The 18,361-nt window shown below is 65.1% G+C and carries 19 protein-coding genes, 3 tRNA genes and 1 pseudogene; 13 read left to right on the top strand and 10 right to left on the bottom strand.

The window, feature by feature from the left end; translation table 11 throughout:
- Nucleotides 1–198: 198 nt before the first annotated feature.
- The 3 genes from tnpC to tnpA form a co-directional block, all read right to left on the bottom strand.
- On the bottom strand, nucleotides 199–1,728 hold the full coding sequence (gene tnpC, locus FZ033_RS00920) for an IS66 family transposase (RefSeq protein WP_149574311.1): 1,530 nt from the start codon (nucleotides 1,726–1,728) through the stop codon (nucleotides 199–201).
- A 72-nt stretch (nucleotides 1,729–1,800) separates the two neighbouring features.
- Nucleotides 1,801–2,154 (bottom strand): IS66 family insertion sequence element accessory protein TnpB, encoded by a 354-nt coding sequence (tnpB, locus tag FZ033_RS00915; protein WP_149574310.1) that lies wholly within the window; start codon nucleotides 2,152–2,154, stop codon nucleotides 1,801–1,803.
- Complete coding sequence (tnpA, locus tag FZ033_RS00910; RefSeq protein WP_149574309.1) at nucleotides 2,151–3,047, bottom strand: IS66-like element accessory protein TnpA; 897 nt, start codon at nucleotides 3,045–3,047, stop codon at nucleotides 2,151–2,153. The genes tnpB and tnpA overlap by 4 nt, the downstream gene beginning before the upstream one ends.
- 364 nt (nucleotides 3,048–3,411) lie before the next feature.
- Between tnpA and FZ033_RS00905 the strand changes: the two genes are divergently transcribed.
- The 5 genes and pseudogenes from FZ033_RS00905 to FZ033_RS24580 form a co-directional block, all read left to right on the top strand.
- Nucleotides 3,412–5,505 carry a DUF3363 domain-containing protein gene (locus FZ033_RS00905; RefSeq protein WP_149574308.1) on the top strand — a complete coding sequence of 698 codons (2,094 nt, stop codon included), beginning with the start codon at nucleotides 3,412–3,414 and terminating at the stop codon, nucleotides 5,503–5,505.
- A gap of 312 nt (nucleotides 5,506–5,817) precedes the next feature.
- The gene (locus FZ033_RS00900; RefSeq protein WP_149574307.1) at nucleotides 5,818–6,048 is read left to right on the top strand and encodes a hypothetical protein; all 231 of its coding nucleotides are present in this window, start codon (nucleotides 5,818–5,820) and stop codon (nucleotides 6,046–6,048) included.
- A gap of 529 nt (nucleotides 6,049–6,577) precedes the next feature.
- Nucleotides 6,578–6,820, top strand: coding sequence for an antitoxin MazE family protein (locus tag FZ033_RS00895; RefSeq protein WP_149574306.1), 243 nt, complete (start codon nucleotides 6,578–6,580; stop codon nucleotides 6,818–6,820).
- Nucleotides 6,817–7,170 (top strand): type II toxin-antitoxin system PemK/MazF family toxin, encoded by a 354-nt coding sequence (locus tag FZ033_RS00890; RefSeq protein WP_149574305.1) that lies wholly within the window; start codon nucleotides 6,817–6,819, stop codon nucleotides 7,168–7,170. Before FZ033_RS00895 ends, FZ033_RS00890 begins: the two co-directional genes overlap by 4 nt.
- 472 nt (nucleotides 7,171–7,642) lie before the next feature.
- Nucleotides 7,643–8,692, top strand: a pseudogene (locus FZ033_RS24580) (recombinase family protein); the annotation flags it as partial.
- Between the two features lie 555 nt (nucleotides 8,693–9,247).
- On the opposite strand, the gene FZ033_RS00875 reads toward FZ033_RS24580, so the two are convergent.
- Both FZ033_RS00875 and FZ033_RS00870 read right to left on the bottom strand, forming a co-directional pair.
- Nucleotides 9,248–9,322, bottom strand: a tRNA-Glu gene (locus tag FZ033_RS00875).
- Nucleotides 9,323–9,522: 200 nt separating this feature from the next.
- Nucleotides 9,523–9,945, bottom strand: coding sequence for a VOC family protein (locus FZ033_RS00870; protein ID WP_149574303.1), 423 nt, complete (start codon nucleotides 9,943–9,945; stop codon nucleotides 9,523–9,525).
- Between the two features lie 120 nt (nucleotides 9,946–10,065).
- Between FZ033_RS00870 and FZ033_RS00865 the strand changes: the two genes are divergently transcribed.
- The 3 genes from FZ033_RS00865 (at nucleotide 10,066) to FZ033_RS00855 (ending at nucleotide 12,116) form a co-directional block, all read left to right on the top strand.
- Nucleotides 10,066–10,836, top strand: coding sequence for an SIR2 family NAD-dependent protein deacylase (locus tag FZ033_RS00865; RefSeq protein ID WP_149574302.1), 771 nt, complete (start codon nucleotides 10,066–10,068; stop codon nucleotides 10,834–10,836).
- 144 nt (nucleotides 10,837–10,980) lie between these two features.
- Nucleotides 10,981–11,559, top strand: a complete 579-nt coding sequence (locus FZ033_RS00860) for a cold-shock protein (protein ID WP_149574301.1) — start codon at nucleotides 10,981–10,983, stop codon at nucleotides 11,557–11,559.
- 98 nt (nucleotides 11,560–11,657) lie between these two features.
- On the top strand, nucleotides 11,658–12,116 hold the full coding sequence (locus FZ033_RS00855; protein ID WP_149574300.1) for a DUF192 domain-containing protein: 459 nt from the start codon (nucleotides 11,658–11,660) through the stop codon (nucleotides 12,114–12,116).
- Between the two features lie 29 nt (nucleotides 12,117–12,145).
- Here FZ033_RS00855 and FZ033_RS00850 read toward each other — a convergent pair whose 3' ends face one another.
- From FZ033_RS00850 to FZ033_RS00840, 3 genes are all read right to left on the bottom strand, one after another.
- Nucleotides 12,146–12,679 carry a chromate transporter gene (locus FZ033_RS00850; RefSeq protein WP_149574299.1) on the bottom strand — a complete coding sequence of 178 codons (534 nt, stop codon included), beginning with the start codon at nucleotides 12,677–12,679 and terminating at the stop codon, nucleotides 12,146–12,148.
- Nucleotides 12,676–13,302, bottom strand: a complete 627-nt coding sequence (locus FZ033_RS00845) for a chromate transporter (protein ID WP_149574298.1) — start codon at nucleotides 13,300–13,302, stop codon at nucleotides 12,676–12,678. Before FZ033_RS00845 ends, FZ033_RS00850 begins: the two co-directional genes overlap by 4 nt.
- Nucleotides 13,303–13,409: 107 nt before the next feature.
- Entirely contained in the window at nucleotides 13,410–14,246 is an 837-nt protein-coding gene (locus FZ033_RS00840) for a hypothetical protein (protein WP_149574297.1), read from the bottom strand.
- Nucleotides 14,247–14,851: 605 nt separating this feature from the next.
- Between FZ033_RS00840 and FZ033_RS00835 the strand changes: the two genes are divergently transcribed.
- A complete protein-coding gene (locus FZ033_RS00835; RefSeq protein ID WP_149574296.1) occupies nucleotides 14,852–15,688 on the top strand; it encodes a transporter in 837 nt (278 codons plus the stop codon).
- 63 nt (nucleotides 15,689–15,751) lie between these two features.
- Here FZ033_RS00835 and FZ033_RS00830 read toward each other — a convergent pair whose 3' ends face one another.
- The gene (locus tag FZ033_RS00830; protein ID WP_012116147.1) at nucleotides 15,752–16,036 is read right to left on the bottom strand and encodes a hypothetical protein; all 285 of its coding nucleotides are present in this window, start codon (nucleotides 16,034–16,036) and stop codon (nucleotides 15,752–15,754) included.
- 202 nt (nucleotides 16,037–16,238) lie between these two features.
- Here FZ033_RS00830 and FZ033_RS00825 point away from each other — a divergent pair.
- The 4 genes from FZ033_RS00825 to FZ033_RS00810 all read left to right on the top strand — a co-directional run bounded on the left by FZ033_RS00825 (nucleotide 16,239) and on the right by FZ033_RS00810 (nucleotide 17,412).
- Nucleotides 16,239–16,315, top strand: a tRNA-Pro gene (locus FZ033_RS00825).
- A gap of 131 nt (nucleotides 16,316–16,446) precedes the next feature.
- Complete coding sequence (locus tag FZ033_RS00820; RefSeq protein WP_149574295.1) at nucleotides 16,447–16,752, top strand: hypothetical protein; 306 nt, start codon at nucleotides 16,447–16,449, stop codon at nucleotides 16,750–16,752.
- Nucleotides 16,753–16,876: 124 nt separating this feature from the next.
- Complete coding sequence (locus FZ033_RS00815) at nucleotides 16,877–17,182, top strand: ETC complex I subunit (RefSeq protein WP_149574294.1); 306 nt, start codon at nucleotides 16,877–16,879, stop codon at nucleotides 17,180–17,182.
- Between the two features lie 153 nt (nucleotides 17,183–17,335).
- Nucleotides 17,336–17,412 (top strand) — tRNA-Arg (locus tag FZ033_RS00810).
- 231 nt (nucleotides 17,413–17,643) lie between these two features.
- On the opposite strand, the gene FZ033_RS00805 is transcribed toward FZ033_RS00810, so the two are convergent.
- On the bottom strand, nucleotides 17,644–18,252 hold the full coding sequence (locus tag FZ033_RS00805; protein ID WP_149574293.1) for an LOG family protein: 609 nt from the start codon (nucleotides 18,250–18,252) through the stop codon (nucleotides 17,644–17,646).
- Between the last annotated feature and the right edge of the window lie 109 nt (nucleotides 18,253–18,361).

Below are 18,361 nucleotides of genomic sequence, written 5' to 3'. Positions count from 1 at the left end.
CACGATGCAGCCCGAAGCCGCCGTCGGTGAGTGCGGAGGACTGCACGGCGCACAGGAACTCTCGCCTGCGTGGAGACAGGGCATTGCGGGGAGGTGTAAAGTATAGTTTCGTAGAAATAAGGAGAAATGACGATGTCCAGAAGCGCGCCCGAAGCACGTCCGATTAGGATGGGTATCCGTCCGGGCGCTGCACTGATGTCAGCTATTGACAGGATTTCCTGCTTTCCATGCCCATGGCAGGAGTTCGTCGAGCCGGTTGACGGGATGACCGTCGACCATGCGCTGGAGAACGTCGGCGATATAGGCGTAGGGCTCGACGTCATTGAGCTTGGCGGTCTCGATCAGCGAGCAGATGACGGCCCAGCGATGGCCTCCACCGTCGCTGCCAGCGAAGAGATGGTTCTTGCGCCCGAGGGCGACGGGACGGATCGCGCGCTCGACCGGATTGGTGTCGAGTTCGATGCGGCCGTCGTGCAGGAACCGGGTCAGGGCCTCCCAGCGGGAGAGCGCATAGCGGATCGCCTCGGCGAGCGAGCTGCGTCCGGAGACCTGCGCGAGCTGGGCTTCCAGCCAGGCGCACAACTCAGCGACGAGCGGGCGAGAGTGCTGCCGACGCGCGGCAAGCCGATGGGCCGGCGACTGCCCGCGGAACTGCGCCTCGACGGCATAGAGTTCGCCGATCCGGCGCAGCGCCTCGGTGGCTACCGGCGATCCGGTGGCCTGAGCAACATCATAGAACTTGCGGCGGGCGTGCGCCCAGCAGGCGGCGAGCATGACGTCGCCTTTGCGGGCCAGCGGCTCGAAGCCGGCATAGCCATCGACGTGCAGCACACCGGAGAAGTGCTGAAGATGCGCCGCCGGGCGTTCGGCGCGGCGGTCCGGTGCGAACAGATAGACCGCTGCCGGCGGCTCTGGTCCCGACCAGCCGCGCTGCTCGCGGGCATAGACCCAGAGCCTTCCAGTCTTGGTGCGTCCACGGCCGGGATCGAGCACCGGAACCGGCGTGTCATCGGCGAACAGATGATCGGAAGCGAACACGTTCCGGCACAATCGCTCCTGCAAGGCTTCAAGCCACCAGCAGGCGCCACCGACCCAACCGGCCAGCGTGGAACGCGCCAGATCCACGCCGTGGCGAGCGAAGATCTGCGACTGCCGATACAGCGGCGTGTGATCGCAATATTTGCTGACGAGGACCTGCGCGATCAGCGCCGGCGTTGCCGGACCGCCGGCGATCAGACGCTCGGGCGCCGGCGCCTGCACCACTGTCTCGCACACTCGACAGGCATATTTCGGCCGGGTGATGCGGATCACCCGAAGCTGCGCCGGTACCCAGTCGAGCATCTCGGATTGGCTTTCGCCGATGGCATGAAGCGCGCCGCCGCAGCACGCGCAAACCGCATCATCGATGTCGAGACGAACGTCCTCGCGGGGCAGATCATCGGGCAGCGGCTTGCGATGAGGCGTGCGTTCCGACGGCAGCTTCGCAGCCGCCGGACGGCTCTCGCGGATGCGCGCAATATCCGCGTCGAGATCCTCCAGAGCGAGTGCCAGCTGGTCGGGATCGAGACGCTCGGAGCGACGGCCGAACTGCGCCCGCTGCAGCTTCTTGATGATGGACTGGAGGCGCTCGATCTCACCGTCGCGGCTCTCGACGACGCCCGCCATCTCGCGCACCAGCTGGTGCAGGAGGTTGATGTCGGAAGGCAGGTTTTCCAGATCGAGCCGCATGCCCGATTCTACTGCAAAACGGTCCGTCCCCCAAGCATCAAAGCGTTGATACGGCTACGTTTCGGAGGCACTTCATCCCGCCAGAGCGGGTTTCCAGACGCGCTCGGGTGCGCGCCAGTCGATGCCCTCGATCAGCATGGCGAGCTGGGCCGGGGTGAGCGTGATCGAGCCGTCATAACCCGTCATCACCGGCCACGCGAAGGCGCCCTGGTCGATCCGCTTGGTGAACAGGCACAGTCCGTTGCCGTCCCAGAACAGAATCTTGAGCATTGTCGCCTTGCGGCCGCGGAAGGCGAACAGATGGCCCGAGAAGGGGTCCTGCTTCAGCGTCTGCTGTACCAGCATGGCGAGCCCATCCATCCCCTTGCGCATGTCGGTGTAGCCCAGCGCCAGATGCACCTTCACGCCAGCGGGAACGATCATCATGGCGCGATCTCCCCACAGCCGGCCTGCGTTCGGACCACAGCCGGATCGCTGCCGATCGGGGCGAAGACGCGCCGCCCATCGGCGAGATCAACCACCATCATGCCGTCGGGCGGCTGCAATAAATCCTGCAGCAGGCGAGCGGCCGGCGTGCCGTCGGTCAGCACGACGGGCGCCAGCTTCGCGCGCTTCTTCTGCGCGACGCCGAACTGCACCCGCCAGCGGAACAGCAGCCCGGTGACGATGCCGTGCTTGCGCGCCACGCTCGATACGCTGACGCCAGGCTGGTCGCTCTCGAGCGCAATAGTGCGCTTCTGCTCGTCGCTGAAGAAGCGCCGGACCGGCTGCGGAACGGGTTCCGGATCGCTATTCGTCGGCGCCGTCAACGGACTTTCGGGGAGCATTTTTCTGGCACTAGTGCCAGCCACCGGCCGGGCGGAGGGATGAAGATGCGCCCGCCAGTCGATCGTGTCCTCGACCTCGTCCAGCCGGTCGCGCCATTTGCGCAGCGATGTGGGCGACAGCTGCAGCGCGGCGGCGTACTCGCGCACGCCCATGCCGCTCCAGTTCATCGCCTCGACATGCATCGCCCAGAACGCCTGCAGGGCGCGGTTGCGCGCGTCCGTGCTCACGCTGAACCGCAGCCGGGCGCGTTTTTTTTGGCGCTTCTCCTGCGCCTCACGGCGCTTTTCTCGGCGCAGTTCCGCTTGATATTCCGCATGCTTACGTGCCGCGTCCTGGCCCGCCAGATAGTTCAGCCAGCGATCGAACGTGCACTTCCACAGTCCGTGCTGGCGGCAATAGTTCGTCCGGTCGAGACCGCTCTCCCGCCACGCCTCAACGTGAACCCGCCACCAGGACTGACGCGCCGTGTTCTCAAAATGTCTCAAATTCATCGGAGATCCTCCATGCTACGAAGGAAACCGACATGCCCCGATTTTGCACTCCTCCAATACTGTGCAGAGACCGGACGGATACTAGGATGGCAAGATAAAGCGGATTTTCAATCCGCGCTCGCATTGCTCGCAAGATCTTGTCTGCACATTGTTTTCTGTTCCATAAAACGCTGGATTCGGTCATCGTGCAGGGTGCGCTGCGGCTCCTCTATCTCAAAATGTGATTTTGTATGAGTATGTTGAGGTGCTTTTCCTCAGGGGTGCGCATCGAATTTTCAACGCCACGGCAAGTTTTTCTACGCTATACTACGATAGCCGGATTTGAAGGCTTGAATGCCTCGAATTCACTGCCAATCCTGCCCTCATGGCAGACCGGGACGACAATGATTTCCGCATCCGCGCGGGGCGGCCGCACGCCAAGGGCACGCGCTCCCACTCGCGGGCACAGTCCTTCCTGAACCAGGTCCAGGCCGCCGCCCGCAGGGCCGGCGGAACGGCGTCTCATGGCGATGGTCCGGCCGGGAAGGGAAGCGGGCGGTTCAATGCGCGCGGGCGCGGCGCCAGGGTGGTGGCCGGCTTCCCGGCGGAGGGACGGGGTCAGGACAAAGGCGGTCCACGCTTCCGGTCCCGCCGCGTGGTGGTGAAGGCCCGCATCGTCAAGCTCAACCCCCGGCGCGGGGCATCGGGCATGCGCGGCACCGCCCGTACCGCCATGGACGCCCATCTACGCTATCTGGAGCGCGACAGGGTCACGCGGGAGGGCGAGAAGGGCCGGGCCTATTCCGCGTTCGAGGACGAGGCGGACGGCCGCGCCTTCGTCGAACGGGGACGCGACGACCGCCACCAGTTTCGCTTCATCGTCGCACCCGAGGATGGCGTCGAGATGGGCGATCTCAAGACCTTCACCCGCGACCTCATGCGCCAGATGGAGCAGGACCTCGACACCCGGCTCGACTGGATCGCCGTCGATCACCACAACACCGGCCATCCCCACACCCACATCCTCGTGCGTGGCGTGCTCGATGATGGCCGCATCCTCAACATCGCCGGCGACTACATCGCCCAAGGCATCCGCCACCGGGCGCAGGAACTGGTGACGCTGGAACTCGGGCCGCAGACCGAGCTGGACGTCGCCCAGAAGCTCCGGCGGGAAGTCGAGGCCGAGCGGCTGACCCGGCTCGACCGGATGCTCCTCGCCGAGCAGGAGGAGCGAGGCATCGTCGACCTGCGGCCCGATGCTTCCGACAGCTATACGGTGCGGGCCAATCGTCACTTGCTGGTGGACCGGGCGAAGCGGCTGGAGCGCTACGACCTTGCCGAGGAAGTCGAGCCCGCCCGCTGGCGGCTGAAGGCGGATGCGGAGCGCACGCTGCGCGACCTCGGCACGCACAACGAGATCGTCGCGACCATGCAGCGCGCGCTGGCCGATCACGGCCTCGCCGAGGAGCGGGGGACGGATCGCTACGTCATCCACGGCCAGACCGTTACCGAGCCCATCGTCGGACGGGTGCTGGCCAAGGGCCTTGCCGCCGGCGACGAGATGGGCGACCGAATGCACCTCGTCATCGACGCCGTGGATGGACGCACCCACTACGTGGAAACGGCGGACGCCACCCGGCTGGACGCGGTCGGACGGGGGCACATCGTTGCGCTCGATCCGGTCCCGGTCAAAGCCGAGCCGCGGGCTGCGGACCTCAACATTCGAGACCTTGCAGAACGCTCGGGCGGAATCTACCGACCGAGCGCGCATCTGGAGGCCGCCCGCCCGGAGATCGAGCGGATCAAGGGCGATCCGGAAGCCTATGTCCGCTCCCACGTGCGCCGGCTCGAAGCGCTCCGCCGGGCCGGCCATGTGGAGCGCCTCAATGCCGACCACTGGAAGATTCCCGCCGACATCGCTGAACGCGGCATGGCCTATGATGCGCAGGGCCAGACGAAGGACTTCTCCGTCCGCACGCTCTCGACCTTCAACCTTGACCACCTGGTCAGCAGCGACGGGGCGACCTGGCTCGATCGGGAGCTGGCCTCGCGCGAGCGGACGCCGCTGGCCGAGGTGGGGTTCGGCCGGGAGGTGAGCGAAGCTATGGCGAGGCGACGGCAAAGTCTCGTGGATCAGGGGCATGCGGTCCGGCTGGAGGATGGGGCGGTTCGGGCTCCGCGAGACATCCTTGCGCGTCTGGAACGAGCCGAGATCGCGCGCGTCGGTCGCGAGATGGCCGCTGAACGGGGATTGGCCTTCATCGAGGTCAAGGCCGGCGAATATGTCAGCGGCAAGCTCACCGGCTCCGCCAATCTCGTCTCCGGACGCTTCGCCATGATCGACGACGGCATGGGCTTCCAGCTCGTGCCGTGGCAACCCGCAATCGAGAAACGTATCGGGCAGCACATCACCGGTACCGTGCGCGACGACGGCGGCATCGAGTGGGGCTTCGGACGCAAACGCGGGCTCGGATTGTGAGAGGCTTTCCCGGAACAGTCGTACTGCGGGAAGCCTTTTCTGCGCGCAAACAGGGGGCCAGACCTGAGCCAGCCCCTCAAGGCCGAGCCGCTTCGCGGTGGCGCGTGCCGCGCCAGCCTTGACCGGCTGGCTCATGCCCGGCAAGAGCTTGGCAAGCAGATAAGGCGAGTTAGGAGCGCGAGCGCTCCGTGCGAAATGGCGAAGGGATCGAATGGGATTTCGGAAGGAAACCCAGGCTTAGATTGGGAACGAGCAACCCGCTGTCCGGGAAGTGGGTCAGTTTGAATTGGCGACTATTGACGAGCATGGCACGTGAACATTCATCGTGTCATATTGGAAGGTATGGTCAAGATCGTCAGCCCTGAGCTAGGGGGCGAATTGCGTCGGCTCTATTCCGAACTCCCTGCGGCGTACAAGCGCGCGGCAGAAGCGTTGCGTACCAACGGCGAGCCGCTTGAAGGCGATAAGTTACAGCGCTTTCTCGAAGAGGATGCGAAGGCTGCAAAAATTGTCGCCCGCATCAAAGAGATTCAGGGGCAGTGACGATGGCCGCACCGAAGCGCCCCCCGCGACCCGAACCAGTTGGCAAAGGCCATCGTCGATTTGGCGGCAGGTGGGACAGAAGACAAGAGGCCCTTGGAGGTCGGCGCGTAAGGGCGGCCCAAGGGGGAGGCGCAGCTCGCGCCAAATCCCTCACCCCGCAAGAGCGCACCGAGATCGCTAGCCTTGCCGCTCACGCTAGGTGGGGCTAGTGAACAGCCCCGTTCTAGGGCTGGACCCTTACGGTCAAGGGACCTGCATACTGAAAGGCAAATGAACTGACGCTATCGACGATCACGTGGACTGGTCCGCTCTGCGCGGACGCCGGTCCAATAGGCGTGCCTCGGAATACGACGTCAGAAGACACGCGGCAATAACTGTCAGCACGACTTTGGTATATCTGTCTGCCATCGCCCCCTCCCTTTTTGATCGAGCAGACGATAAGTGGCTTGTCACGAATTTCAAACAGACCCACTACCGTTTCCGGAAGCACTGGCCGAAAGCGGGTCTTCCTGCTAGGTTACATGTAACCATGGCGAGGTCCCATCACGTGCCCACGGCATCGACGCCCAAGTCCTCCCGCGTGAAGGTCCGGGATTATCGCGCGCGTCTGCGGTCCCAGGGCTTGCGGCCCATCCAGATCTGGGTGCCCGACGTGCGCGCGCCGTCCTTCCGGTCGGAGGCGCATCGCCAGTCGCTGGCCGTTGCGACGAGCCCCCAGGCCGGTGAGGATCAGGCCTTCATCGACGCGGTATCGGATTGGGGTGATGAATGAGGCGGGGCGACATCTGGACCGTCGCCGGCGGCAAGGACTATGCGGGCAAGCCGCGTCCCGCCGTCATCGTGCAGGATGATACCTTTGACGCCACGGATTCGATCACCATCTGCGCCTTCACCACCGACGAGACCGAGGCGCCACTGTTTCGTCTTCCAGTGGCGCCCAACGAACGTAACGGGCTCAGGACTGCTTGCCGCCTGATGGTGGACAAGATCACGACCGTCCCGAAATCCAAGGTCGGGACACGCATCGGACGGCTGGACGATGAGGATGTCCTGCGCCTCAACCGGGCCATCGTGGTCTTCCTCGGACTGGCCGCATCTTCCGGAACCAAGCGGCGGTCATAGAACCTGCGTGAGCAGTCCTCGCCCGCTATAGCTTCTCCGCTACGCTTCTATATTTCCGTATCGGATAAGTATTTTCGCGCTGCTCTACGAGATCGTAGCCGGGCGTAAAAATAGGCTATTCTTGAACTTGCCCGATGGCGTGATCCTGCGGACATGCTCCGGTCACGCCCTCTTCGTCGAAGGAAGACACAAACCATCGCGTCTTGCGAAGGGGTGAGCCCGTCTTCTGGTTCTACCGATGCGTCAGGTTCGAAAGGATCGAATCCCGGCATCGGAAGGTGCGAAAAATCTCTGAAACGCCTTGCGCCGCAAGACTCTCATGCGCATGATTCGGGCGTCTGGCACGTCACCGACGATTGGCCTTCGACCGTCCCGGTCACCGCCGATGAAGTCGATGTGATCGAAGCCTTCCTGCGGCAGGCGATCGACGCGCTTCTGAAGTGACGGCACCGAAGCGAGGGGAAGTCCGGCCATGAATGTGACCCTGCCTGTTGCGAGCCGTGCCGCGCTCTATCTCAGGGTTTCCACCACCCGGCAGGCCGAGGTCGATCTCTCCATCCCTGACCAGCGCCTTCAGACCGCCGCCTATTGCCAGCGGCAAGGCTGGCCGGTCCTCGCCGAATATGTCGAGCCCGGCGCCTCCGCCATGGACGACAACCGGCACGAATTCCAGCGGATGATCGAGCGGGCGTGCGACGACGATCATCCATTCGATGTCGTCGTCGTCCACAGCTTCAGCCGGTTCTTCCGCGATGCCTTCGGGCTGGAGATGTACATCCGCCGCCTCGCCAAGCACGGCGTGCGGCTCATCTCCATCACCCAGGAACTGGGGGACGATCCCGCCCAGGTGATGATGCGGCAGGTCATCGCCCTGTTCGACGAATACCAGTCCCGCGAGAATGCCAAGCACGTCCTGCGCGCCATGAAGGAGAACGCCCGTCAGGGCTTCTACAACGGGGCGCGCCTGCCGCTCGGCTTCACCCTCGAAGAGGTGGAGAAGCGTGGCCACCGCACCAAGAAGCGGATCATCGTCGATCCCGTCGAAGCCGAACTCGTCCGGCTCATGTTCGATCTTTATCTGCAGGGCGACGGCACGTCTGGCCCCATGGGCATCAAGGAGATCACCAAGCACCTCAACGCCAGGGGCTATCGCACCCGGCTCGGCGCGAGGTTCGGTGTCGGCACGGTACATGGCATCCTGACCAACACCGTCTATGTGGGCGCCTGGAGCTTCAACAAGCGCAACGCCAAGACCGGGCAGGTGAAGCCCCAGACCGAGGTCATCCCCATCTCCGTTCCGGCCATGATCGACCGCACCATCTTCGACAAGGTGCAGAAGACCTTGAAGGCCAAGAGTCCGCAGAACAGTCCGCCGAGGGCCATCACCGGACCGATCCTCCTGACCGGCCTTGCCTATTGCGCGTCTTGCGGCTGCGCCATGACCCTGCGCACCGGCACGTCGAAGACCGGCAGAGTCTACCGCTATTACAATTGTTCGTCCTCCGCTCGCGTGGGCGAGACAGCCTGCAAGGGCCGCTCGGTCCCGATGGACAAGCTCGACCAACTCGTGACCGAGCATGTGGCGGAGCGCATTCTTCTCCCCGAACGACTGGAGGCTCTGCTCCAGTCCGTTGCCGACCGGCGCCTGAAGGCCGATGCCGAGGTCCAGGGCCGGATCGAGGACTTGCGCCGTGAAGCCGGAGTCACGGAAGACAAGCTCCGGCGGCTCTACGAACTGGTGGAGGATGGTCTCACCGACCTCGACGATATGCTGAAGGAGCGCATTGCAGCGCTCAAGTCCGACCGTGACCGGTCGAAGTCCGCCTTGGAGCGGATCACCAACCGGGGTGTAGCCGGGCGGCTGGACCCGGACCGGATTGCCCGGTTCGGCCAGCTCATGCGCACCAACATCACCGAAGGTGCGGTGCCGTTCCGCAAGGCCTATCTGCGATCCCTGATCGACGCCGTGGAGGTCGATGACCACGTCATCCGTATCCACGGTTCAAAGACAGTGCTGGAACGGGCCGTACTCGCCGATCGGGCCACCCATCCGGGGGTTCGCGGCTTTGTACGGAAGTGGCGCGCCCTAGGGGAGTCGAACCCCTCTCTCCACCGTGAAAGGGTGGCGTCCTAACCGATAGACGAAGGGCGCGCGTCGCTTCGGTCCACGTGAGCGGGCTGAAGTGCGCGTCGTTATAGGGGGAGCCCCATGCGTCCGCAAGGGTCGCATGGGAGATTTCCAAAGCCGGCTTGCGGCGGCCTCCTCCTGCCATGCGCACGCGTGCTGAAAGGATGCTGCCCAAACGGGAGAGAGCCGGTCCGCCGCGCCGGGCCTCGGCTCCCTCCCTCAGCTCACCACTTGCCGGTGTTGGCCATGGAGGCCCAGGGCTCGGCCGGGGGCTTGGGGCCGCCCTTCTGCAACAGCTCCACCGAGACGTTGTCGGGCGAGCGGACGAAGGCCATGTAGCCGTCGCGCGGCGGCCGGTTGATGGTGACGCCGCCCGCCAGCAGGCGCTCGCAGGTGGCGTAGATGTCCTCCACCTCGAAGGCGAGATGGCCGAAATTGCGGCCCTCGCCATAGGGCTCGGGATCCCAATTGTAGGTCAGCTCGATCTCCGCCACGTCCGCCTGCCCGGGGGCGGCGAGGAACACGAGGGTAAAGCGTCCCTGCGGCACCTCCTTGCGGCGGACCTCCTTCAGCCCCAGCTTGTTGCAGTAGAAATCCAGCGACTGGTCGATGTCGGTCACGCGGACCATGGTGTGCAGAAAGCGCATTGGCGTTCTCGTCGTTCGGAGGGAGCGCGGCGCTCCGGATGGGGATAGGGTCCGTGCCGGCCGGGAAACCGGCGCCGTTTGGGCAAGTGGAGGGTGCCGGTGGGCCGGCGCTGCTGAAGTATGATCTTTGACACCGATCTCAAGGGCGCACAGGCGCGCCTGACCGAACTTCTCGATCAGGCGTCCTGCGCCGTCGCCTTTACCGGCGCCGGCCTTTCGACAGAATGCGGCATTCCCGATTTCCGGTCCCCCGGCGGGCTGTGGACCCAGAACAAGCCCATCCCGTTCGATGTCTTCGTCGCCCACAAGGCGGCGCGGAACGAGGCGTGGCGGCGCAAGTTCGCCATGGAGGAGGCCTTTGCCTCCGCCCGTCCCGGCCGCGGCCACCGGGCACTCGCCCGGCTCCACGGACGCGGGCGGCTCAAAGGCATCATCACCCAGAACATCGACGGCCTGCACCAGGCCTCCGGCGTGCCCGACGCGGCGCTGATCGAGCTGCATGGCAACGGCACCTATGCCACCTGCCTTGAGTGCGGCACACGCTATGAGCTGGAGTGGGTGAAAGCGCGGTTCGAGGCCTCCGGCGGATCGGCCCCCGATTGCCCCGAATGCGGGGGACCCATCAAGGCGGCCACCATCTCCTTCGGTCAGGCCATGCCAGAGACGGAGATGGCGCGGGCGGACGAACTGACCCGGCAGTGCGACCTGTTCATCGTCATCGGCTCGTCCCTGGTGGTGTTCCCGGCGGCCGGATTTCCGCTGAAGGCCAAGAAGAAGGGTGCAAGGCTGGTGATCCTCAACCGCGAGCCCACGGATTTCGACGATATGGCCGATCTTGTGGTGCGCATCGAGATCGGCGACCTGCTGGCGCCCTTTGCACAGGATGCATGATGCCGCAGGCCCTCGTGCCAAGTTTTCCCGCCAAGGCACGGCGCGAAGAGAGGGTGCGAAGAGGGTGGGCGAAGCCCCGGCGAGTTGCTATCCTGAAACCGGCGCGGCAAAGCGTGCGCGGCCGCGTGTAAGGTCGGGGTGGTCATGGGGTCTGACGCACTGGGGCTGGGGCCACGGACCGCCGGCTCGTCGGAGGACGGACTTGAGGAGCCCGAAGGGCTCGTCGAGGTTATCGGCTCCATCAAATGGTTCGATGCCTCCAAGGGCTACGGCTTCATCGTCCCGGACGACGGCGGCCCCGACGTGCTCGTCCATGTCACCTGCCTGAGGCGCGACGGCTTCCAGACCGCCATGGAAGGCGCCCGCGTGGTCTGCGAGGCGGTGCAGCGGGCCAAGGGGCGGCAGGCCTTCCGGGTGCTCTCCCTCGACCTGTCCACCGCGGTCCACACCGCCCCGCCCCTACCGCGTACCCGTACGGTGGTGGAGCCCAGAAGCGACTTCGAGCCGGCCACGGTGAAATGGTTCAACCGGCTGCGCGGCTTCGGCTTCCTCACCCAGGGAGATGGGACGCCGGATATCTTCGTCCATATGGAGACGCTGCGCCGCCACGGCCTCACCGAGCTTCGGCCGGGCCAGACGGTGATGGTGCGCTATGGCGACGGGGACAAGGGCCTCATGGCCGCCGAAGTGAAGGCCGATACCGGACCCAGCGGGAACAACTGATCATGCCATTTGCCATCGTGAAAACCGGCGCGGCCACCGCGCCGACGGGTCGTGGAATTTTGGGCCGCGCGGGTCGCGGCCGAGCGATTCCTACCCGGATGATTCTCGGCCTCGCGCTTGCCCTTTCGCCCCTTGCGCCGGCGCTGGCGGGGCCGGCCTCGACGGAGCAGGCCGCCGGCCTCGAGGCGCTGGAGATCGCGTCGTCCAAGGGCGTCGTCACATTCGAGGTGGAGGTCGCCCGCACCGACGAGCAGCGCACCACCGGCCTCATGTATCGCAAGTCGCTGGGCGAGCGGTCGGGCATGCTGTTCGACTTCAAGGTGGATCAGCCCGTCTACATGTGGATGAAGAATACCTATATCCCCCTCGACATGCTATTCATCCGGGCGGACGGGAGCATCGCCCGCATCGCCGCCATGACCACCCCGCTCTCCACCGAGACCATCTCCTCAGGCGAGCCGGTACGGGCGGTGCTGGAGATCGCGGGCGGCCAGGCCCGCAAGCTCGGCATCAAGGCCGGCGACCGGGTGGCGCACCCGGTCTTTTCCGGCAAGTAGGTGGGTGGCGCCGCTTGCTTGCGGCGCGCCTACGGCAGCGTCAGGTAGCCCACCGCTCCGCCGGCGAGGATGAGCAGCGCCGGGTTGATCTTCGGCCCGAAATAGACGAGCCCGAACACCGCAATGGCCAGCAGCGTGGTCTCGGTGCCGGTGATGGCGGTGCGGGCGATGGCGATCATGCCCGCCGCCATGAGGCCCACCACGATGGGCGCCAGCGCATTCTGCAGGGCCAGCCGCCACGCCGATCCCTCAAAGTGGTTCCACAGCCGGGACGCGCCCAGGGCGAGGGTCGAGGCCGGCAGGAAGAAGCCGGTGAAAGCGATGAGCGCCCCCGGGGTGCCTGCCACGTGATAGCCGATGACGATCACCATCAGCATGTTAGGCCCCGGCGCCACCTGGCCGAGGGCGTAGATGTCGCGGAACTGGCCGTCGGTGATCCACTGGTGGGCGTCCACCGTGAGCGACTTCATCTCCGGCAGCACCGCCGTGCCGCCGCCGATGGCCAGCAGGGACAGGAGCGAGAAGACGCCGAGCAGGCTCAGGTCCGCATTGGACTGGCTCATGGTGCCTCCTCCTCGGTGATCTTGGGACGGTCGCTGTTGCTTGGCCGGTAGATGAACAAGGCGAGCGGCAGCACCGTGAGCAGCACCGCCAGCAGCGAAATGTGGAGGAAGCTCACCATCACCACGGTGATCACCACCAGGGCGATTTCGGTGAAGTGCTCCAGCTGCTTGTGGCCGATCTGCAGGGTCACGGCGGCGAGCAGCCCCACGGAGGACGCGCCGATGCCGGCGAGCACGCTGTGCATGGCCGGATTGCCGTGATTCGAGGCGTAGAAGACGCCGAGCGCGAACACCAGTAGGCCCCCCGGCAGGGTCATGCCCAGGAAGCCGGCGATGGCGCCCACAGGGCCGCGCAGCCGGTCGCCGACGATGACGCTCATGTTGGTGGCGTTGAGGCCGGGCAGGGCCTGGGAGATTTCAAGTGCGGTCATGAACTGCTCATCGTCGAGCCAGCCTTTGGAGACCACGAGGGCATTGCGCAGATAGGCGACCACGCCACCGCCGAAGCTGGTGGCGCCGATAACGAGGAAGGTCAGGAAAATCTCGAAGATGGACACCGGCGGGCTGCCGGAAGCCGCGGGTGCCGCGGCCTCGGGTGAGACGGATGGCTCTTTTGCGCTCATGGCGGCTCCGGCTCGGTGGGGCAGATCTTGGGGGCAGATCTCTTGGGGGCAAGGCGGGACAGGAAGGGCGGGACAGGAAGGGCAGGGGCGGGCGCCCCCGCCCGGGTTCATTCGCTGTGCGCGACCTGCTTTGCGCCGATGCCGTAGACCATGGCGGTCTTGGTGGTGCCGAGCTGGACCCACTCCGGCGCCAGCGTCTGCACGTCGCGGAAGAAGTCCTCGGACAGCCGCTTGGCCTTCTGGTGGACCTCATCGTAGTGCTGGAACTTGGCCTGGAAGGCGAACTCGCCCACCAGCGAAGTTTCCGAGGCGCGGTTGCGCCAGATGGCGATGGTGGCCTTGGCCTCGAAGCCATGGCCGAAATCGAAGTGGCCGGGGTCCACCTGGATCTCTTCCACCGCGATGTTGTTCACGAGATCGATCTTGGTGTCGCCGTCCACGTCCACGCTGGCCATGGCCGGGAACACGGTAAGAATGTCCTTCAGGCCCTGGTTGAGCACCACCCCCGGTGAAATCACGATGCAATTATGGGAATAAAGGGAGCGCATGCCGCCAAGCCCGTCCTTGAGCGGCAGGATCTCCTCCTTGAACTTCACTTCCACCTGACCGACGATTCGCGGCACCATATCGACTGCGGTGCAGGTCTCGCGGTCGGGGCTGCGGTACTTCACGGCCATTTCATGCTCCGGGCGCGGCCAGCCGTCGTCGTAGAAGGTGCGCTTGCGCAGGATGAACGAGTTTCGATAGAGATCGTAATTGGGCGTGTCGTAGAAGAGGACTTCGCGCACCATGCGTTGAAAGGCATTGTCATTGGTCTTGACGCCAACGCCATGCTTTTTCGCGACGCTCTTCACTTCGCTCCAATAGTCCTCGAACCTTTTCGGCGCGTAGAACTGTTCGGGCCGCAGAAGAATTTTATATTCCCGGTAGTGGATGTCCTGCATGGGGAACCGTGCCGCGTAGGGTGGTGAAAAACGGGCGAAATGAGCGATCCCGGCCCGCGCGCGGAGGGAATCTGGAGCCAGCGACCGCAGCTTCCGTCTGGTCGCGGGAGAAGTCCACTCCCCCGGCAGGCTGACACCCGCCCACACATGGTATTGTTTTGATCTGCCCTTGGGTCATTGTGACGACTACGCAACAGTGCGCTGTTTTTAGTCGGGATGACGCTCTCGCGAACGTGAACCTTGTGGCTAATGCCCAAATTGTGGGCTATGTAGGACCCTGCTTCGGCTTCAAGGACCCGGCGCCGGGATGGCCGGATATCCTCGAAGGTCTCGGGCGGCAATGAACGGGTGGACCCCCGCGCCGCCAAGGTCGTGACACGCTGCCGCAGCATTCCCTACCGCAAGTGCGTGCCCTCCGGGCGTCAACCGGGGAGCAGAAGCAAAGGCGTGTCCGCCGGATCGCGGGCCGCCCGCTGCAGCAGCCGCAAGGGGGCTCGACCCTCCTTCGGACCATAACAGTCCGGCGCAAAAGCGCCTGAGGAAGCGCCCGCGAAGAGCCCTCCGGTGGGACCCGGAGAAGGGCTCACGCCTTTCGGAGGAAAATCATGACGACATTCGCAAGAATGGCGACGGCAGCCCTGTTGTCGCTTGCCGCACTGGCGCCCGCGCATGCGGGATCCGTCACCCAGCCCGGTGAAACGGTCGGTCTCGCCGTCGGCGCCCCGCTGCCGGAGGGTGCGTATTTCGTGAACACGGCCGACTGGGGCTGCCGCAATACATCGCCGGACTCCACCTGCGTGGGTGTCACCATTCCCGTTCTGGCCTGGGCGACGCCGGTATTCATGTTCGGCGGGCGCATCCAGTTGCTCACCGCACTGCCGTTGATCGAAGTGAACGTTGACAACGGGCCGTCCACCTCCGGCTTCTACAATCCCTGGTTTGCTGCACAGATTGCCTGGGATCTCGGAAACGGCTTCGGCTTCAGCTACCTGGCTGGCTTCTATCTGGGGGTGAATACCGGGGTAGCGTTTGATTCCACCTCCTTCAACCAGCGCTTTGCCGTGAGCTATACCGCCGACGGCTGGAACCTCACCGCCAATGCGATCTGGGGCATCCAGGCGCAGGGCGTGACCGACACCATCAATCCCAACTTCCTGAACGTGGACCTCACCGCCACCAAGAAGTTCGGCAAGTTCGAGATCGGGCCGGTGGCCTATTACTCTACCGATCTCAATAATCCCACCGCCTTCTACCAGAAGCAGAGCCAGTTCGCCGTGGGTGGCCTCGTCGGCTACGACTTCGGGCCGGTGATCATGCAGGCTTACCTGACCACCGACGTCTGGGAGCAGAATTACGGCGGCAACGACACCCGCGTCTGGGGTCGCGTCATCATTCCGCTGTGGAATCCCCCGCCGACTCAGACCGCCCTGCTCCACAAGTGAAACAGACCCGGCCGGCCAGGTACCCGTCCGGCCGGGCTCCCGTTTCCGAAAGCGTGGCTCAGGTCACGGCTGGCCCACCGCCTTGCCGGCGGTGGTGAAGAAGGATTCGGAGTACCAGCGCATCTCCGCCTCGATCTCCGGCTTGCCGGCGAGCTCGCACTGGTCCACCAGCATGCTCACCCGCTCGAACATGGAGGCGACGAAGGCCTCCGGCCGCTCCTGCTGGCCGGCGAGCTGGATCACGATGTCCCGCAGAATGAAATGCTGCACCATGGTGTGGGCCTGGGCGGTGCCCAGCGCCTTGATCATCGAGCTCAGCCACTCGGACAGCTCGGCATCGGACGCCATCTGAAAATCCCCATCGAAGAGCAAACACATCAATTCAAATCTGTCGGAGCACCTCGAAAAGGGGAGGGGCCGGCAACGCCCCAGCTTTCGGCGCGCCGGCCGCGGAAATCAAGCGGGCGAGCCGCAGCGGTCTCGTGTCTGCCCGGGCAACCTTGCGTCGTTCGCCCCGAAACGATACGAACAGCGCAGGCGCCAGCGCCGTCGGAGCATAGCGCAGCCTGGTAGCGCATCTGCTTTGGGAGCAGAGGGTCGCAGGTTCAAATCCTGCTGCTCCGACCATCTTTCCGACCGTCTTCTTTCCGACCGCATGGCAGTCCTCTCCTTATGGTCAGGCTTGCATTCCACGGCCATCTGCGGCTCAAAGCGTCCCAGCCCCGCCCGGCGCGGGCGGCTGCGAGGGAGTGGTGTGTATGACGATCATGAAGGCTGCTCGGGCATTTGGTTTCGGCGGTGTCATCGCGGCGGGGCTTGCCGGCACGCTCCTGTCCGGCACGGCGGCCCTCGCGGACAAGGCTGCGGCCGACCGCTGCGCCACCAAGCTGCCGCCGGACGCCAAGGCAATCTATGTGTCGAGCGCGCCGCTGCTGGTTCCCGGCGCCGATGGGCGCGCCGTGGTGACGGAGCAGACGCGGGGCCTCGTGCTCTCCGGCAAGATCGCCCACACCAAGGCCGCCGAATCGGCCCAGGCGGCGGCGACCTGCCTCGTGCTGCGCTGAGGGCCTGCCGACGGGGCGGCGCACTTCGCATGTGCCGCTCGGTTGTCAGTGCCGCGCGGCTTAACTATAGACGGAATGGGTCGCGGGCGAGGGGCGCGCGACCCCGGATGACAGGTTCAGCATCATGGTCGCACGCATCTACAAGCCGTCGCGCAACGCCATGCAGTCGGGCGTCGGGAAGACCCGGCTCTGGGTGCTCGAATATGAGCCGGAGCACGCGCGCATGGTGGAGCCGCTCATGGGCTACACCTCCTCGGCGGACATGCGCAGCCAGATTCGCCTGACGTTCGAGACCAAGGAAGAGGCGGTGGCCTATGCGCAGAAGCGCGACATCCCCTTCCAGGTGTTCGAGCCCCACGAGACCGGCCGTCGGCGCATGGCCTATTCGGACAATTTCGCCTTCACACGCGTGGGGCAGTGGACCCACTGACGGGCGGGAAATTGCCTTATGCGTGGTCTTCCGTGGCGTGGCCGTTTGCGCTTTCGCCCGGTGCAGCTGCGCGCCAGAATGAGGTGCCGACACATTTTCGTCGCGCGAACCGGTATCCATTTCGCTGGAAAAACGCTCTAAAAGCGAAACGCTGGCCCCGTAGCTCAACCGGATAGAGCACCCGCCTTCTAAGCGGGATGTTGCGTGTTCGAGTCACGCCGGGGTCGCCATTCCCCTTGCCTCGCAGCCGGCGCCAGCGCTGCCCGAAGGCCCATTGCGGCCTTTTGTGCATTGCAACAAAACCGGCTCTTTGTTCTAATCCTCTTGTGCCGCATTGCAGCAAAGGGGGAAGGACATGCAGAACGTCGTCACGATCGTGCTGCTCGGCTCGGTTCTCATGGTCGCCATCGCCGCGCTCGACCAGCCGGGCAGCTGAAGCCCGGCCGACCAGCCGGGACATCTCACATGCGGTCGGCCAGCTCGCCATCCGCCGCGTGAAGTACGCGCTCGGGCACGGCAGCCGCCGCTTCCCGCAGGCGCGGCAGGATGTCCTCCACCCGGTCGGCGGCCAGGATTTCTACCGGCGTCGTGTCGCGGATGAAGGCCGTGGACCGCATATGCTCGATCAGGCTCAGGAACGGGTCCCAGAAGCCTGACATGTTGGCGATAAGGATGGGCTTGCGGTGACGGCCCAGCTGCGCCCAGGTGAGCTGCTCCACCAACTCCTCCAGGGTGCCGACCCCGCCAGGCAGGGCTACGAAGGCGTCCGCCCGCTCGAACATGAGCCGCTTGCGGGCGTGCATGTCCTCCACCACGATCATCTCCGCCTCGTGGGCGAAGGCGCGCTCCCGGTTCATGAGGAAGCGTGGGATGATGCCGGTGACGGCCCCGCCGGCCAGCGCCGTGGCGCTCGCGACCTCCCCCATCAGCCCGATGCCGCCGCCGCCATAGACGAGGCGCACCCCTTCGGCCGCGAGGATCTGTCCGAACCGGCGCGCTTCCTCGGCGAACAGCGGATCCGAGCCGGATGCGGAGCCGCAATAGACGCACACACTTTCGATTCTAGCCATGGACGCACTTTAGCAAACTCGACGCCGTGTGGGACGTGACGAACGGTCGGGGGGCGCGAGGGAATGGGCCGATCGGACCGGGGCTCTAGCTTGTCGCTGCGACGTGGGC

Origin of the sequence: Xanthobacter oligotrophicus, assembly GCF_008364685.1 — a bacterium.
In the GTDB taxonomy this organism is placed as follows: domain Bacteria; phylum Pseudomonadota; class Alphaproteobacteria; order Rhizobiales; family Xanthobacteraceae; genus Xanthobacter; species Xanthobacter oligotrophicus.
Note: the sequence above shows the minus strand (reverse complement) of the source record. Positions and strands in the feature narration are given on the sequence as shown.